This window comes from Pseudomonas sp. CMR5c (genome assembly GCF_003850545.1).
GTDB classification, from domain to species: Bacteria; Pseudomonadota; Gammaproteobacteria; order Pseudomonadales; family Pseudomonadaceae; genus Aquipseudomonas; species Aquipseudomonas piscis.
Map to the genome: position 1 here is coordinate 190811 of NZ_CP027705.1, position 15129 is coordinate 205939.

Consider the following 15129-nt stretch of genomic DNA (forward strand, 5'->3'; position numbering starts at 1 on the left):
CGAGCAGTGAACAGGAGTTCCAGCGCCCTATGTCTGCTCCCCATCCGTCCCCCGACGCCAGCAGCGACGAAGCGCTGCTGGCGCGTTATCGTGCTGGCGAAGGTGCGGCCTTCGAACTGCTGTACCAGCGCCATCGCCAGGGCCTGTACCGTTTCCTGCTCGGTTTGTCCGGCAAGGCGGAGCTGGCCGAAGAGGTCTACCAGGAAACCTGGCTCAGCCTGATCCGCAGCACCAGCGGGCCATCGGGCCGGGCCAGCTTCCGCACCTGGCTGTACCAGATTGCCCGCAATCGGTTGATCGACCACTGGCGCAAGCACGGTGTGCGCAACCCACTGCACGACAGCTATGACGAACAACTGCATGCCGAAGCTGACGAAACCCCAGGGCCCGAGCAGCAATTGAGCCTGTGCCGCGACCGGCAGCGCATCGATGCTGCCCTGCAGGATTTGCCCGAAGACCAGCGCGAAGTGTTCCTGCTGCGGGCCCATGGCGAGCTGGAATTGCCACAGATCGCCAGCCTGACCCAGGCACCTTTGGAGACGGTGAAGAGCCGTTTTCGTTATGCACTGAAAAAACTGCGTCGGCTCCTGGCCGAGGAGGTACTCACATGACTGACGCCCGACAGACCCCATCCGCCGAGGAGCAGATGCTGGCCCATGTGCGCGAGCACAGCGCCATGGAACCGCCCGCCCATCTCGACGCCCTGATCCTGGCTGCTGCCCGCCGCGAGGCTCCCGCCCCCCGTCCCGGGTGGTGGCAGCGCTGGCTGCAGGCCTGCCAGCGCCCGCGTTATCAGGTGGCCTTTGCCAGCCTGTTCGGCGTGGCCTTGATCATCGGTATGGTGCAGCGCACTCCGGAGCAGTACCCGACCCAGGTCTTCGCCCCGGTGCGAGCCCCGGCCCCGGTGCCTGCGGCAGCCAAGGCCAGGCCCCGGACCATGGAACAGGCCGAGATGGCCCCGGCACCAGCCCCGGAACCGGCACCGGCCGAGACATCCGGTGCCCTGAGCGCTCCCGCCCCGGCGGCGCCCACCAGCAGCTTCGCCATGGCACCGCACATGGACCGGCTCGAGGAACGGCTCGCGCAATCGGACGTCCCCACCGAGGCCCATGCATCGCACCTGGCCAAGCGCATGGCCGCGACGCTCGGTCCGAGCCCCATCGAGCGGCTGGACCCGGTCCTGAAGGAGGTGTTGCGCCTGTGGGACGGCGGCCATAACCGAGAGGCGGCCGAGCTGTTGCTCAAGCTCTATGCCGCCTACCCGGACGAGGACCTGGACGGCCGCTTGCACGCCTTGCGTCGGCGGTGAGGCACAAGGATTGGCCCTCAAGGCGGAAAACGCGCACTATCGTGGCCGTTTCCAGAACTTGAGAGGCCGTCCATGGCACCTCGCATCGACCGCATTGCGGCAATGTTGAACTGCCCGATCAAGGGCGCGCAGATCCGTCAGGCCATCAAGGAGAGTCGCAAGGACTTCGACCTTGAACAGGCCGAAGAGGACGATGCCGAAGCGCTGGCGCCGCAGGCCCAGGCGAACCCGCCGGCCGAGGCCGACGAGGCTCAATGAGCCCGGCAGCCTGAACCTTCAGGAAGGCATGGCAGGCAGGTCAAGGAACTCGGCGCAGGCGCCATCCGCGCTCATGCGCCGGGCCCGCTCCGGCAGCAGCCGATGGTGGTTTTCCACTTGCCAGCGATACCAGCTCAGGCGTTGGACGATCCGCCGCTTGCAGGCCGGCGGCAGTTGCCCCAGCAGGTCGGCGCTGCCAGGCGCCAGGTGGGCTCGGGTCGAGTAGTAGTTGAACAGGTTTTCCCGCAGGCCGAAGCAGTCTTCCAGGGTTTACTCGATGCTGTAGGCGTACAGCTCGAAGCTGGCACTGAGCTGCTGCGCGCCGTCGGCGTTGTCGCGCAGGTAGCTGAAGATTCCCGGCCAGTTGATGCAGTACAGGTGCTCATCCCAATCGCCGTCCCGGGTCAGGTACTGGCCCTGGCCACGAAAGAACTGCAGCACTTCCTGGCGCTCCAGCGCCTCTTCAAAGTTGCTTTTCATCTTGTGTTCCCTTGACCTGGGCAATGCTCACAGATAGCGCCACGCATTCGATCACGCTGTCGAAGCCGATCTCCAGGCGCACGTAGTAACCGGGGTTCAAGCGCGTGAGCTGGGTGCGCATGGGCCCATCGAAGCGTGTGCCGCTCATGGCCAGCTCGCTGATGCCCAGGATCTCCAGCACCAAGCGGCAATGGCTTGGCCCTGGCGAGCTGTTCCAGCTGGCGGGCAGCAGTTGGCGGGGCAGCTCCCCGGACAGGGCCAGGCGCAGTCGCTCGCCGTAGAACTGTGGGCCGGGCGTCTCCAGTTCGTAGGGCGTGGCGGCGAGGCCGAATTGCGCTTTCCAGGCCTCGGGGTTATCGACGCTGAACAGCCAGTCGCGGCTGCCGCGATCCCGTTCGGCTATTTCCTGGCATTGCTTGAGCGTGGGCAGCTGCGCACGGGTCAGGTCGTCGTGCCACAGCTCGCGGGCAGCGCGCAGCAGGCGCTGGAAAAAGTCGCGGCTATCGATCACTCGCTCCGGCCAACCACTGGGCCACTGCGGGTCTTCGTAGTCGTCCTCGGGCGGTTCCCAGACCTGCCCGAAGTCGTAGTGCGCATCGGCCACGGCCGCTTGTAGCGCCAGGACCCGCTGCTGCCGATGGCGGAAGTTCTCGCGCACATCGTCCCGCGCCAGGCAATAGCGGCGAATCAGCTGCTCACGGTCGTCGGGATCATTGGGGTCATAGCGGCTCAACTCGGCATCCAGCGCCTCGGGCATGCGGTAGCCGGTGAAACAGGCGATCCAGCTCTGCAAGGTTGGCTGGTACGGTTGGTCGAGCAAGGGGTGGCGCAGCATCGGGACCTCCTGTCCTGGGGGGGAGGAATGTAGCAAGTTGTCCACCGCCTGGGCAGGCCCGGCTGGCCATGCCCTTGTCGTCCGATCTTGGCCGGGCCAACAAAAAAGCCCCGGGCCATGGGCCTGGGGCTTTCTCGTTGAAGCTGGCGCACTCGGCGGGATTCGAACCCACGACCCCTGCCTTCGGAGTCCTAAAAGTCGGCGTTTGGAATCAGTACGTTAGCGGGGATTAGCTGGGAAATCAATGGGTTGTGGTAGCTGCTGTTAGCGGGCTTTCGCCCCGTTTAGCGGGGCGAGTGTGGCAAATTTGTGGCATTTATGAGTGAGGTGGCTACGTTTCCAACCCATAACACCGAGCGTTAACGCTATTCAAAAGAGCCAAAAAGCCTTCATCAAGGGTGAAATTCGAGTTCTCTAATTCAATAGTGATGATAAATTGAATCTTATTTTCTCGGATTTAGATAGTGGCAAGGCGTCTGAGAATCTAGTGCATCGTGTAGATGCCTCCGATCAATCTTCGTGGTCAATCCTATTTTAAATGTCTGGCGAGTCCCGTAGAAAACGTCTAGGTGGTGTAAAGGGTGTATGTCGCCTTTTACATGAACTGGGTCGTGATCATACCTAATGTACCCATCTTCAGCCATCAGCAGCTCTCTCAGTATACTCCACCCTCCTTTGTTGTAGGTGAAGTAATCTGACACGGGAGAGGCAAAGTCGATAATATCTTCATAGTGAAATACGGCCTCGCTTGCCATAACGCCAAGTATGTCTGAAGTCATCTGACTATCAATGGCTACGCCAGATAGCGACTTGAAGATTAGCTGCTCGTTTTCCATTGTTGCATTGAAGGGGAATCCAATGGAAAAGTGCTTGTCCTCCGAATAGAAGAAGAGTCTGCTTGTGTGAGATATTACTAGCTCGAAATATTCGTCCTCAGGAGGCGCAGCAAGAGAAGGTCCGACGTCCATTATTTTTATAACCTTCATCAGCAGGACGATAATGTCCTTTTTTGTTCTGACGGGGCTAAATATCAAATCCGAATTCCAGGGCTCAATTGAAAATGTAAAGCGCTTCATTATCGTCCCGCCATTTTCCGATAGTTAAACTCGACGACCTCCATTACTTCGTCTCGATCAAAACTATCGCCAAGCGTATAACGGACTGTCTCCGTGAGATCGCTGCGGAAAATGGGTAATACATTCAGTTCGTTAAAGATTTCATTCAGGAATTCGTAATAGGACACTGTTCTGCTAGTAAAGTTAATTTTCGTTCGTATTTTTTCAATTTCTTTAGCCGATGGTGCAATCACTTCGATCGCATCAGATTTATTGATGCCGTCCAGGCCAGACGCCAGTTGTTCGTAAATTACTTGGTTTGGGTCTTTTGGAATTAGGAGATAGGTTTTTATAAATGAGCGAGTGAGCATCATGTATAATGCATTGCGGAGGCTATGGCTTCTAGAAATAGTTTCTGCGACGCAAATTACGAAGGGAAACTCAAGTCCCTTTACGTGATTTCGGTTGCTGACAAACAAGGTATCTTTGATCTTGCGCTTGGATTCGTAGGCTTTATTTACTTTCCACGAGATTGTTTTAGGGATCGATTGCTCCAAAACGTCAGCCAGCCTGAAGCTACGTTTATTGGCGCTAAGGAATATTACTCCGATATCTTCTACGGTTGCCGTTGGGTTGGTTTGTTTAATTTCAGATATTAGTTTTATAATTGTGCTGGCCGTATCAGAACCGTCTCGTGCATCATCGTCCCCGGTTAGCACGATTTCAGTACTAGTGAAAGAATTACTGTCCACATCTTCAAAGCGTCTAAGAGGCTCTCTAGAAAGTCTGTAGAGCGTGTTGGTTCTGTCCTTGTCTACAATGTATCCACAAGACTGCCACTCTTCATCTGCTAGCCATTGCAGCTTCTCTTTCTCGAATAATCCCATGCCTAAAGAGTGCGCAAACATTAAGGTTCTGGGGTCAGTCCTGTAGCATTTGCTGAGAAGGAAGTCGGGCTTAATATCTCCTACTACGTCGGAGAAAATATTTTGAAAAATGTCGCCTGCTATATATACGGTGTTGCTTGTGACTTTCTGGCATAACTCAAAGAAAGATTCGGGGAAATCCTGGCTCTCATCAATTAGCATGTAGTCTAGTGCTGGTTCGATTTCATAATCTAGAGCCGCGATTTCTTCAAGCGCAATCTTGCATGCGCGATCAAATGACATTGTAGGGCTGTAGCGATGAAATGTTAGTCCATAGAAATGGCAGATATAGCGATATGCCCCCGAGTTATAGTCTCCACCAGACCCCCATGCGTTATCACACCACAGCCGTTCGGACCATTCAATTTGTTGCTCTACCTTCATGAAGTTGAAGAAGTCGGGGATTCTTTTTTTTAGGCTGTCAGCGAGAATCTTGTTATGACAAGTGAAAAATATTTTTGTGCTTTCAGATGCGGTGTATATTTCTTTGAGTTTGTGAAGGAGTAGTTCAGTTTTGCCTGTTCCAGATAAACCTTGAATTCTGACTACTGGTTTTGTACTTTTTTGGTATACAAATCGGGTCTGCTCGCCATCGAATAGCAAAATTTTCTGCTTGACTTTGTCTAGCAGGTTGTCGGGGACTTGCTCTTTGACTCTGTCGATGTCATTGATGCTGCCGGTAATTAACGATATAAGAAGTTCGCATTTTTTTTGTCTGTCATCGCTTGGGATGAGATGCTCATCTAATATATCAGGAAGACTGAAGCTTTCTGGATCAATTGTTATGCTACTGTAGAGATCGCTCCATGTGCGTGGGCGACCGATAATTGTTTTATATCTATATTTGTCTGCGACAGCGCTGAGGTCCTCTAGGAAGTCTTCTTGAAATTCTTCGAAGGCTTCTTCGTCTGAACCAAAATTGATGAATAGCATCTTGTGCTTGGGGACTAATAAAACAAACCCCTCACTAAAGCTGTACGAGTATTTATTGTCGCCTAATGGTTTATTGACAATGTATACTTGCTCGAGCTCATTTTCGGCATATTTTCTAGCAGCCTCGATGATTGTATGGTTGTTGTCGTCCTCGTCAACGCTCATGTAGAAGAAGCTACTCGACATTTTCGTATTCCTGATCTGTCCGTGAATGCTGAACTCCTTTTAGCATCAAGCTACATCTTCGTCAATGTATGGCGCTGGTGAATAATTGGTTTTTTTAACTTAAGGTTTCAGTCCGAGGTTTTTTCAATGGCTTCGAATCGTTTTTAGAAATTTATTTAGCTGTCTTTTTGATCTTTTTGATCTTTTGGATGTTTGTGGTGGTACATGTTTGTTGTTGCGCAGATCGATAAATTAGATTTCGGGTTTGCTTTTGAAGGTTTCGTCGTTTTTTAGTGCCTGCTCATACGTGATTACGAAGCTTATGAGATTCGTTTTTAGAGCTATGCACAGGTCCCTTAGTTGAACTGTGTCCAAACGTCTGATGCCTCTTTCTACATCGCTCATAAATGATTGCGGCCTTCCCAGCGCAGCAGAGCACTGGGCCTGGGTCATCCCCGACTCGACACGCATGCGCTTTAGCTCCTGCAGGAAGATCACATGCTCTCGTCGATAGATAGCTTTGGTCATAGCCGTATCCGGGCAAAGGGCGGCTGATCAAGCTATATCTGCTTTTGGGATATCTGATTTTCAGGTATTTTAAGTGGTGCAGTCTGTCTAGGAGGTTGTATGAGACTGGTCTGGGAGCTATTTCGAGTCGCGTGGGCCGTGGGGTGCGTGCCGGTGGGTGTGCTCTTACTGGTTGTGGTGGTTTTCTCTGGCTTCAACCTGCCATTTTTTCTTGGGTTCACCAGCGGCGAAGACCCGGCAATCCGCTGGCTGTTCTGGGCCCTGGCCCTTTATTTTGTTGGAGGGGGGTGGCTGTTCTATCGAATCAACCAAAGCTATGCCGAAAAGCTGAGGAGCATGGCCGCTGGTTATCGAGCTGACGGATTCAACCCTGAGGTAGAGGTGTACGCAAAAATCAACGATGCGTACGTTGGTGTCGATCTGAAATCGAATCGGTTGCTAGCCTATCCAGTAGGCCGCGAGGCCCACTTCTTCCGATTAGACGAAGTTCGTTCGTGGCGCATCCTGCCCGTGGGCAAAAGCAATCACCGGCTTGAGCTGTTGACCAGCGATCTGAAGGTCCCAACGTTCAGCCTAGCGCTGAGGTCGTCTGACGTCGCCAATACTGAGGCGCGGTTGCGAACCGTCTTCGACACCTAAACTGCTGAAGGAGCCTTTAGTTATCCATTCGGGGTGGCCTAATGAGTGACGTGAGCGTTGATAATGTTTGGCATGAGGATATCGCCCAGCTGAAACGGGCGAATGCCACCATGCGGTTAGCCAATCAAGCGCTGGTTTCTAGGGACCGTGCCACTTTGTGCGCGCTGGGGTTCTCGCATGCTCACATTCGAGAGCTGGAGATCAAAGGTGGTTTCCGACCATCCACCATTGGGCAGAACACTCGGTTGATCAATCTCCTGCAGAAAAAGGGACTAGCCCATGCTGACTGATCACGAACCGTTAACAATTGCCTCTGGGGTCTTGGCGCGTACGACCATCGATTCTGTCTTCCGGTCGACGTCGTATCACGCACGTGGTTGGAAGATCCTCGACCGCTGGGCACTCAATTCTTCTGGGCGACTTCGTGAGCTTGAAGCCGATGGCGAGTTGTTGTTGCTGGAGCGATTGCTCGAACAGCAACGTCTGGAGCAAGAGGCGCTCGTATCACCTCACGGGCTGGCGCAGCGGGCCCAAGGATTGGCTGAACATGAGATTCTTGCTCTGTGTGGCATACCTGACGGTCTGTGACACATCAGCTTCAGGGGTGTAGATGAACACCATGAGGCTTTTCGCTTCAACGGGTCTCGGGGCTTGCCCTGAGCAGGGACGGTAGGCAAAGCAAGGGAGTGGAACGACTGCCGCTTTGCCGGTTGTACGTACGCCATTCATGGCGGGAGTACAAACCCTACCCTGTCCTGATTCCAGCTAGCTTCGACGTAACAACTTCGGAAATAGGCGAATGAGTTTGCGGGTTGCAGGTTCATAAGGATGCCAAAGTCGAGTATGGGGAAGCAGGAAAAGCATCCTTTGAGGGATGGTGGTGGGGACGTGGCCGATGAGTAGGCAGAGACTCGTCCGCGTACATATTCGCGACCCTAGCGGTTTACGGTATCTGCAAAAAACAGGACCTCGATAAGCTTTCTGAAGAAGCATGTTGAAGACGATTGAGGCAACGGTGAAGTAGCAAGAACGGAAGATTTTTGCCTACCGCTAGCGCACAAATGGCCAGGTACGAGGTGCAGTGAGATGGTGACTGAGTGGTTGAAGAAAAATTGGCGGCTGGCATTACGGTCAGTACAGGAAGCCGAATCTGACAGGAGTGCAGTATTTACCAAATGCGGCACACCATTGGTTTACTCGGGTGAGGTCGAAATTGAGCCCGGCTTGCTCCAGGGCACCCGTCCCAACGGTGGGCAGGTGATGACGGCCCAAAATGAACGAGGGCACCCACAGGGGGCACGAAGGCCACGCTTTGAATAGTTGCATCGCTTTGACAGATCAGCGGAGTGATCGAACAATAGCTGTATGAAGCTAAGCACCCAGGATATCGAGCCAACTGAAGCCCTGCAGGCTGTCTTTCGTGAGATCAAGCATCACCAAGACACCGGCAGGAAAAACTTCGTGGTCCGCGTGCCCGTTGATTTGATCGAGTACCTGTTCACCGGGATTGGCCTGAAATCAGGCATGTCTAAAGTGAAGCTTGAACGTCAGCTTGCTGAGCTGAAAGTGTCTGGCTTCGGAGATGCTGACGGTCGAGTGCTCAGGCGCTACCTCAGCGGGCAATCACGCATGGCTTGGGATACCTTCCAGCGTTTGGTGTTTTGGGCATTTACGAAAGGTTGGATTTCGGACTGGGTGTTTCGAGATCTTCTCATGCGTGCGCATGTGCGAGAGGCAGCCCAGCTCAGCGCTCGAAAGATAATCAATCGGCTAAAGCGACAGGTCTCGGCGAAAATCCTGAATGAGCATGACATCGTTCAATGCTTTGACGATGCCTATCTGCTCAAACAGCGGGAGCGAGATCAAGGACTGGTTAGCCGCCTGCGTGTCGATTCATCCAATCGCGAATTGGCACGGATCCTAGGTTTCGAATCAGTCCCTGACGAATGAAAGCAACCGTCGCCGTCGCCCCGCATTTTTCGCTCGAACGAGCTTACGACCTTGAACCGTTGGCTGAGGGGGCGTTGTTCAGGTGCTCCGCTAAGTACAGTGTGAGGGCCATTGCGTTTTGTGGCTTGCTTGAGGCCGAGCGGTAATTTTCAGCCATTGCGTTAACGACTACCTGGGGCGCAAAGCGGAGCTTACCGCTGGTCATTGCTTTGACTATTCCCCTGTGTACATCTGTCTGGTGTTCGGAAGGGATGCCCGACATATCCAGCTTACGAGAGCTCACGCTCGACGTTTCGGTTAGTGATTTTTGTTGAGGTTTGTTGTTAGGGCGGACGTTGGTGGATAGGGTATCTATACCGCATTGCTGTGGTATCGGTATGTCTGCAGGTGTACGTGGACGGTCTGGTTGGAGCAAGTCCTCAACCAGCCGTTGCTGCTCGCCGGTTAGTCGCTCTTTGAAGTCATCCAGGAATTCATCAAGCCATTCGCCAGGTATGCGACGGATTTCTCCGATCGCTCTGTCTCTCAGCTTCGGACCCGTTACTTGGCTTGCCGAGTGGTGGTCCCACCAAAGGCGCACCCAGACAACGAAGCGTTTCAAGTCATACCTGACAAGGTCTTCGTCCTGCAGCCGATGGATAACCTGTAGCCATTGATCTGCGGTCCATCCAAGCTCTGCGCCCGCAATTCGCGGTACAAGCGGGTAAACACCTGTGATGTTGCTGTCAGGCGCGGTCAGTAGGTGTAGCAACGCAACCTTATCTTCGGTTGTGCAATTCAGGAGGCGTGGCGAGCGCCAGAAGTTCTGATCTCTGATGGTTCTCTGTCTGCCCATGATTATTGCTCCGCGGTAGACAATAATAGGAGCCGGATCGAAGCATCGATCATTGCCGCGCCTCCACTTGTGCCTTTTTCGTAGGCCGGCCCGTGCGCTTCGGCTTTGAAAGCACAACCTCTCTTGGTGGCTGATGCGGGGTACTTGTATCCCCGGTACGCATCCAGGTCCTGAGGTCTCCGAGTCTCCACCTAAGCCTCGATAACCCATGTACTGGCTCAAGGCCGGGCAGTTTGCGCTGGCGTACAGTGAGTACGCTGAACCCGGTCAATGCGGCGACCTCTGCAACACCCACGAGAACGTCGTCGCCGAGCTTCTGTATTTTTTGGATGGTTTCGTAATCTACTGACATCTGGCTATCTCTCAATTGATCTGAGAGGTCAGTTTTTGCTTGTGGCGAAGCGATCAGGTAGGACAGATTTTTAACCGGATCTTCGCTTAGTGATTTCAAGCGGACCGCACTCGCTGAGTAAGGATTCCACGACCATCATCCCTCGCTGATCCTCTACGCCTGAGGTTTGGGCGGTTAACGCTGCGCAACGACACAACATGCTCGAGTCGCTGAACGACCGCTACTGCAATCGGGCGGCGCTGATGAGCAGCCAGATGCCGGTGGACAAGTGGCACGCGCAGTGGCGTAACGAAATTGACGGCGGCGGGGGCTTCAGACTAACAATGCCAACCTGCGTCGATGCACTCCTACTGCCAGCTCGGGCGGCCGGATGCGTTGGAATCCGCGCTGCAGGGACGGTGGTGGATTATGTCGCCAAGTAAGGAGCTAAAAGTGGAAATCGAAAGCAAGCCCTGGCATGTCGCATGTTTCTTGACAATCGTTATGTCGATTGCCACTGGCATAGGCACGGTGTGCTCGTCATACCTTCTTTTGACCGTAAAAAACGAGGAAGAGGTGAGTCGGGCTGAGATTGCTAGGAAAGCAAGAGGGGCAGAAATGCATTGCGACAAACTGCGCGAGGCGGCTTCACTAGCGGCTGAAATCGAATTCAGTGCCGATAGGGGATATCCCAACAGGGTCAGCATCAGTGATCTCCTCGCTGGAGAAACATTTGAGCAGCATCAAAAGGTTCCACGTGAGGTGATCATCGATGAGCAGTTGGCGTACGAGAAAAGAGCATCCGCGCTTGTACCAATGCTCACCGAGAACGAGGCCAGGATTCTTAATAGAGTGACGCTGCACCATTACGTCGTTACGAGTTTGCGAACCAGTAAAGTCCCGCCTGAGTTACGAGCATCTCCCCGTGAAGGGGGATTCAACGCAAATGAGGAGTTGCAAGGTATTCGCGACGGCGGAGCTTTGCTTGCGGCTACCTACAGGCAGATCTGTACTGAAGTGCGGTGAACCCTAAAAGTGGTAATTGCGCTGATTTGCCCCCTGTTTGCATTCGACTTGGCCAGCACCGGATATGACCAGCGCACGGGTACGTCTTGACCGGCTGGAATCGACCCGAAGCTGCCCTTCACGAAGGGCTGAAATCGGCCAATTGCTGCCCTTCGTGGATGGCTTGAACCGGCCATTAGGGATCGTCTGGCGTCTACGAAGCTAGGCGCGCGATTCACCGCGTTTCGGGGGACTGGGTCGGTTTAGTGTCGGGGGCTTGGTGACTACCTGGATGGGTTGGGCGGAGGCTTTGGCCCCCCACCCAACCGTTGGATCAGGTGTTGATTTCCTCGAACAAGGACTCGATTGCATCAGCGCAAGTACCAGTCACCGCGGCGGGCTTTGCATGGTGCAGTTCGGGGACCTTCGGCAGGCTCGCCAGGTGATGGGTAAATTCCGAGCCGCTTAGGTTGCCCAGGTCCTCTTTCACCAGTGCTCGGGCTGCAAGTTTCGTGATGACTGTTGCGGCGTCGATGCTCTTTGCGACATCTCCACCAGTGCTGAGAACAAGGCGCAGATGGATGCGCATGGCGTCTGCGGTGGCGTCGGTGTAATGCATGACCCCATTGGGCATGCCGATGTTCTGTTCAGTGTGCTCAACCTGGGTGCTGGGGGTGAACTCTTTCATGTCGGATCTCCTGAATAGGGAGTAGGAGCGCGCGGCTGCTCTGTAGCTCGCGCACTCAGGGTCAGCGTTGGGAATGGCTCGAATCAGAGCGCCTGGCGCTCTGCGATTTCATCCGCGATGGCGTCTTCCAGTTGCCTGGAGCATCGGGTCGACGCCAGGTGGCGACAGCCTTCCGCCGCAACTCTCAGAGGCTCCAGTTCTAGGAGCTCGAGTGACTCAGCAGTATCAAGCGCCAAATGGAAGGCCTTGTACGACTGCCCCGTGGACATGTGGCCCCAGGCCAGGCCGTCCTTCCAGTTCAGGACGTAGCCAGCCATCCACGCGAGCGAACCGTTTTTCTCTACGGGGATTTCGGCGCACATGCGCCCTGCTGCCCTACCCGCTTCGAATTCGTCATCGTCGAGGTCTTCGCCAGGCTGCACGTACGGTACCTTATCCCGTTCAGCGTCGGTGCGTTGATCGTATGTGGGCGTTTCGTTCAGCTTGAACGTGGGGTAACGCCAGCCTCTACGGCCACTGGGCACTATCCGTACGGTTCCACTGAAGGCGAGCTGGCGGTTGTATTTGAAAAACGAGGCTTCTTGATCGGCGCCCAGATCAAGGTCGTAGCTGACGGTCAGCGGAAAGCTGATGGTGCGGCCCAGGTGGTAGCTGCTTGGGAAGTCGCGCGGGACATTGAGCTCGTAGGTGAAGTGGTCTTCTGGGTTGTCGTCACGAATGAATTTCCAGAACCACCGGCGCAGGGGGCGGTGTTCATCGTCATCCAGATCATCGATGAACTCGCGCTTCAACCTCTCGCGGTTGGCGTAGTCCTTGGTACCGTTTATGAGTGTCCGGGGACCGGAGAGGTCATCGTCATATCCCATGCGGCATTTGACTGCAGGACCGTAGGTGCCGGCGCTCTCAAACAGTCTGACCAGCACCGGCAGCAGTTGCTCGGGGTACTGGAGGCCGTTAACCATCCGTTGCGCGATCATCTTGCTGTCGGGGATGTAGTACCCAACGCAGTGTTCTACGCGGTTTTTGACGGCTTTGAGGTAGTCGAATTGGTTGCGATAGCCGAAGCCGGCTGCTGCAAGAGTTTCAGCGTGGCGCGGAGAGAAGTTCTCCAGCTTGCTGATGGTGGGGTGTTCGTTGAGCAGCTTCGTAAGGTGGGATACGAGCAGTTTGAAACGCGTCTGTGCGCTCATGGTGATCCTCGGTTTTTGTGCCATGTGAGGTGGACTAAGAAAACTTTCGTTGTGGGCTTGTTTTCCTAGCGCACCCACGGACCAATCCGCGGATGAACGGGACAGCCATTGGCAAGCTAATGGCCGTCAGTAACGCACTTTGTACGTAGGTGGTTCACAGACAGGAGATGCCCACGCCTCGTGTCCAAGGAATGCCGTTTAGGCGATTCCAGCCGCTATCTAGCCGTGAGTGGCTCTGCAAAGTCAATCCTTTCGAATCCGTTGAAGGCGCAGCGTACTGACCATGAAGCTTTCAGGGTGGTCCGCCCCGGGCTGAGTGGACACTGACTTAATGAGGAGAATATCCACCGCAAGAAGTGTTCATGACCCAGACCAGACGACGTTTCCCGAATCCTTCAAACGCGAGGCGGTAAACCAGGTGCTTGCCGGCCTTGGAAATATCGAAGGTGCAGGAGTCGGAATGGTCAGCGAAGGTGGTGGCTTTCGACTGGGCTTGATCCTGGAAACCCAAGGAGATTGGCTGCTGTTCAATATCCCTGATGGCGGCCCAACCGGAGGTACAGCTGGTGAGGTCAGGGCCCTCCCAGCGGTAGAGGTGATAGTCACCGACATACCATGACTATCACTTCAGGCGTGCCTACGTCGTGGAGGAAGAGGCACTCTGGAACTAGCGGCCAGTTACCTCGACGCCGGCAAGCCGACTGCTCTGACTCGGCCAGACTGACTGCCCAACGTCCGCTATGGGTCGATTCCTGCCGATCAACACGTACCCGTGCGCTGGTGCATCCGATGTAAAGGGCAGGTCAAGTCGAATGCAAGCAAATGGTCAAGTAGGATGCAAACGCTTGGTCAAACTAGGTGCAATTTCCCAAAAAGCATTCGTTGACACGGCGAGGGGGCGTCACGCCAGCTTCGCTGCCAGCTCCTCCGCCGTAATGTTGTAATACCGCTTCAGCATGTTCACCTCCCGGTGCCCTGTCACGCTTGCCAGCTCAATCAGGTTCGGCAGCTTGGTCGCGAGCCTGCATGTAGCTTCATGCCGTAGATCGTGGAAACGCAGGTCGAGCAGAAAGTCCTCCTGCGGCGCCACACATGCCTGCTCGCAGTCAGCTAAGTATTTTGACCGCGCGCGCTCCAGCCCCCGCGCAAAAGCCTTTTTGAGAGCATCAGCTGTAGTTGGGAATACTCGACCGCACAGGGATCGTGGTATTCCTCTCAACACTTGGATCGCATTGGGTGAGAGCGGAATCGTCCTCGGTAACCCATTCTTGGTCGCTGGCAAATGCGCGGTCCGGCGGTCTAGGTTTACGTGCTTCCAGCGCAGCTCGAAAATCTCGCCACGGCGCATGGCTGTCTCGATCGCTAACTGGACGATGGGCCGTATCCAAGGATTGTGAGAGGCATCAGCATAAGTCCCGTCCGCACGACGTTCGCAAAGCTCCAGCGCGCTCAGGATGTATTGTTCTTCAACTGGCTCGAGCCGCCGTGAGCGTTCGTCGTTGTAGCTTGGGCGGCTAACCATCCGCACTGGGTTCTCCGCAAGATGAATACCCCACTCGCGGCGAGCGACCTCAATCACGCACTGGAACAAAGCCAGCTCACGCTTCACCGTATTGCCCTTGCGGATCTTCAGGCGCTCATCACGGTAGCGGGCAAAATCTGAAGAGGTGAGGGTGGCGACGATGCGCGTCGCCAGCGGATGACGCTTGAGCGCTTCCAGGCGTTTGATTTCCGAGTATGCACCTTTGTGCTTCGGGGCAATCTCGGAGATGTAGCGATCAATGAGTTGATGAAAGGCGGTGCGTTCAGCCTCGACCCGAGAGACAAAGATGCCCCGGTCGATTTCGCTTTCGATCATACGTGCCCAGGCTTGGGCATCGGCTTTCGTTTCGAAGGTTTTGCGCTGGGCTGGATAGCCCTTACGGCGAATTTGCGCTTCCCACTGATACTCGCCGCGATTCCTGATTGTTGCCATTTCGACCATTCCCGCCACGCTTGAGTG

General features: G+C 54.9%; 18 protein-coding genes. 9 read left to right on the forward strand and 9 right to left on the reverse strand.

The window, feature by feature from the left end; all coding sequences use genetic code 11:
• Positions 1-29: 29 nt before the first annotated feature.
• The 3 genes from C4K40_RS00860 (at position 30) to C4K40_RS00870 (ending at position 1567) form a co-directional block, all read left to right on the forward strand.
• Positions 30-611, forward strand: a complete 582-nt coding sequence (locus C4K40_RS00860) for an RNA polymerase sigma factor (RefSeq protein WP_022643476.1) — start codon at positions 30-32, stop codon at positions 609-611.
• Positions 608-1309: a hypothetical protein gene (locus C4K40_RS00865; protein WP_053132879.1), complete on the forward strand. Its 702-nt coding sequence runs from the start codon at positions 608-610 to the stop codon at positions 1307-1309. Before C4K40_RS00860 ends, C4K40_RS00865 begins: the two co-directional genes overlap by 4 nt.
• Positions 1310-1381: 72 nt before the next feature.
• Positions 1382-1567, forward strand: coding sequence for a hypothetical protein (locus C4K40_RS00870; protein ID WP_022643478.1), 186 nt, complete (start codon positions 1382-1384; stop codon positions 1565-1567).
• Between the two features lie 270 nt (positions 1568-1837).
• On the opposite strand, the gene C4K40_RS31825 is transcribed toward C4K40_RS00870, so the two are convergent.
• From C4K40_RS31825 to C4K40_RS00895, 5 genes are all read right to left on the reverse strand, one after another.
• Positions 1838-2047, reverse strand: coding sequence for a hypothetical protein (locus tag C4K40_RS31825; protein WP_256224065.1), 210 nt, complete (start codon positions 2045-2047; stop codon positions 1838-1840).
• Positions 2031-2882, reverse strand: coding sequence for a hypothetical protein (locus tag C4K40_RS00880; RefSeq protein WP_053132876.1), 852 nt, complete (start codon positions 2880-2882; stop codon positions 2031-2033). The genes C4K40_RS31825 and C4K40_RS00880 overlap by 17 nt, the downstream gene beginning before the upstream one ends.
• Positions 2883-3325: 443 nt before the next feature.
• Positions 3326-3958, reverse strand: a complete 633-nt coding sequence (locus tag C4K40_RS00885) for a hypothetical protein (protein WP_124421253.1) — start codon at positions 3956-3958, stop codon at positions 3326-3328.
• On the reverse strand, positions 3958-5982 hold the full coding sequence (locus C4K40_RS00890; protein WP_053132869.1) for a DEAD/DEAH box helicase: 2025 nt from the start codon (positions 5980-5982) through the stop codon (positions 3958-3960). Before C4K40_RS00890 ends, C4K40_RS00885 begins: the two co-directional genes overlap by 1 nt.
• A gap of 231 nt (positions 5983-6213) precedes the next feature.
• The gene (locus tag C4K40_RS00895; RefSeq protein ID WP_053132866.1) at positions 6214-6489 is read right to left on the reverse strand and encodes a helix-turn-helix domain-containing protein; all 276 of its coding nucleotides are present in this window, start codon (positions 6487-6489) and stop codon (positions 6214-6216) included.
• A 99-nt stretch (positions 6490-6588) separates the two neighbouring features.
• Here C4K40_RS00895 and C4K40_RS00900 point away from each other — a divergent pair, with 99 nt between their 5' ends.
• The 3 genes from C4K40_RS00900 to C4K40_RS00915 all read left to right on the forward strand — a co-directional run bounded on the left by C4K40_RS00900 (position 6589) and on the right by C4K40_RS00915 (position 9078).
• Complete coding sequence (locus C4K40_RS00900; protein WP_053132863.1) at positions 6589-7128, forward strand: hypothetical protein; 540 nt, start codon at positions 6589-6591, stop codon at positions 7126-7128.
• 279 nt (positions 7129-7407) lie between these two features.
• Positions 7408-7716: a hypothetical protein gene (locus C4K40_RS00910; RefSeq protein ID WP_053132857.1), complete on the forward strand. Its 309-nt coding sequence runs from the start codon at positions 7408-7410 to the stop codon at positions 7714-7716.
• A 777-nt stretch (positions 7717-8493) separates the two neighbouring features.
• A complete protein-coding gene (locus tag C4K40_RS00915; RefSeq protein ID WP_053132853.1) occupies positions 8494-9078 on the forward strand; it encodes a hypothetical protein in 585 nt (194 codons plus the stop codon).
• A gap of 43 nt (positions 9079-9121) precedes the next feature.
• Here the strand turns inward: C4K40_RS00915 and C4K40_RS00920 are convergent, their stop codons facing one another.
• Positions 9122-9913 carry a hypothetical protein gene (locus tag C4K40_RS00920; RefSeq protein ID WP_083456923.1) on the reverse strand — a complete coding sequence of 264 codons (792 nt, stop codon included), beginning with the start codon at positions 9911-9913 and terminating at the stop codon, positions 9122-9124.
• Between the two features lie 208 nt (positions 9914-10121).
• Between C4K40_RS00920 and C4K40_RS31470 the strand changes: the two genes are divergently transcribed.
• The 3 genes from C4K40_RS31470 to C4K40_RS00935 all read left to right on the forward strand — a co-directional run bounded on the left by C4K40_RS31470 (position 10122) and on the right by C4K40_RS00935 (position 11270).
• The gene (locus tag C4K40_RS31470) at positions 10122-10262 is read left to right on the forward strand and encodes a hypothetical protein (RefSeq protein WP_157064361.1); all 141 of its coding nucleotides are present in this window, start codon (positions 10122-10124) and stop codon (positions 10260-10262) included.
• Positions 10263-10462: 200 nt separating this feature from the next.
• The gene (locus tag C4K40_RS32075; RefSeq protein WP_097083288.1) at positions 10463-10687 is read left to right on the forward strand and encodes a hypothetical protein; all 225 of its coding nucleotides are present in this window, start codon (positions 10463-10465) and stop codon (positions 10685-10687) included.
• Positions 10688-10697: 10 nt separating this feature from the next.
• Complete coding sequence (locus C4K40_RS00935; protein WP_053132851.1) at positions 10698-11270, forward strand: hypothetical protein; 573 nt, start codon at positions 10698-10700, stop codon at positions 11268-11270.
• A gap of 313 nt (positions 11271-11583) precedes the next feature.
• Here C4K40_RS00935 and C4K40_RS00940 read toward each other — a convergent pair whose 3' ends face one another.
• The 3 genes from C4K40_RS00940 to C4K40_RS00950 form a co-directional block, all read right to left on the reverse strand.
• Positions 11584-11937, reverse strand: coding sequence for a hypothetical protein (locus C4K40_RS00940; RefSeq protein WP_027601721.1), 354 nt, complete (start codon positions 11935-11937; stop codon positions 11584-11586).
• A gap of 83 nt (positions 11938-12020) precedes the next feature.
• Entirely contained in the window at positions 12021-13127 is a 1107-nt protein-coding gene (locus C4K40_RS00945) for a hypothetical protein (RefSeq protein WP_124421254.1), read from the reverse strand.
• A 901-nt stretch (positions 13128-14028) separates the two neighbouring features.
• Entirely contained in the window at positions 14029-15111 is a 1083-nt protein-coding gene (locus tag C4K40_RS00950) for a site-specific integrase (protein ID WP_256224052.1), read from the reverse strand.
• Between the last annotated feature and the right edge of the window lie 18 nt (positions 15112-15129).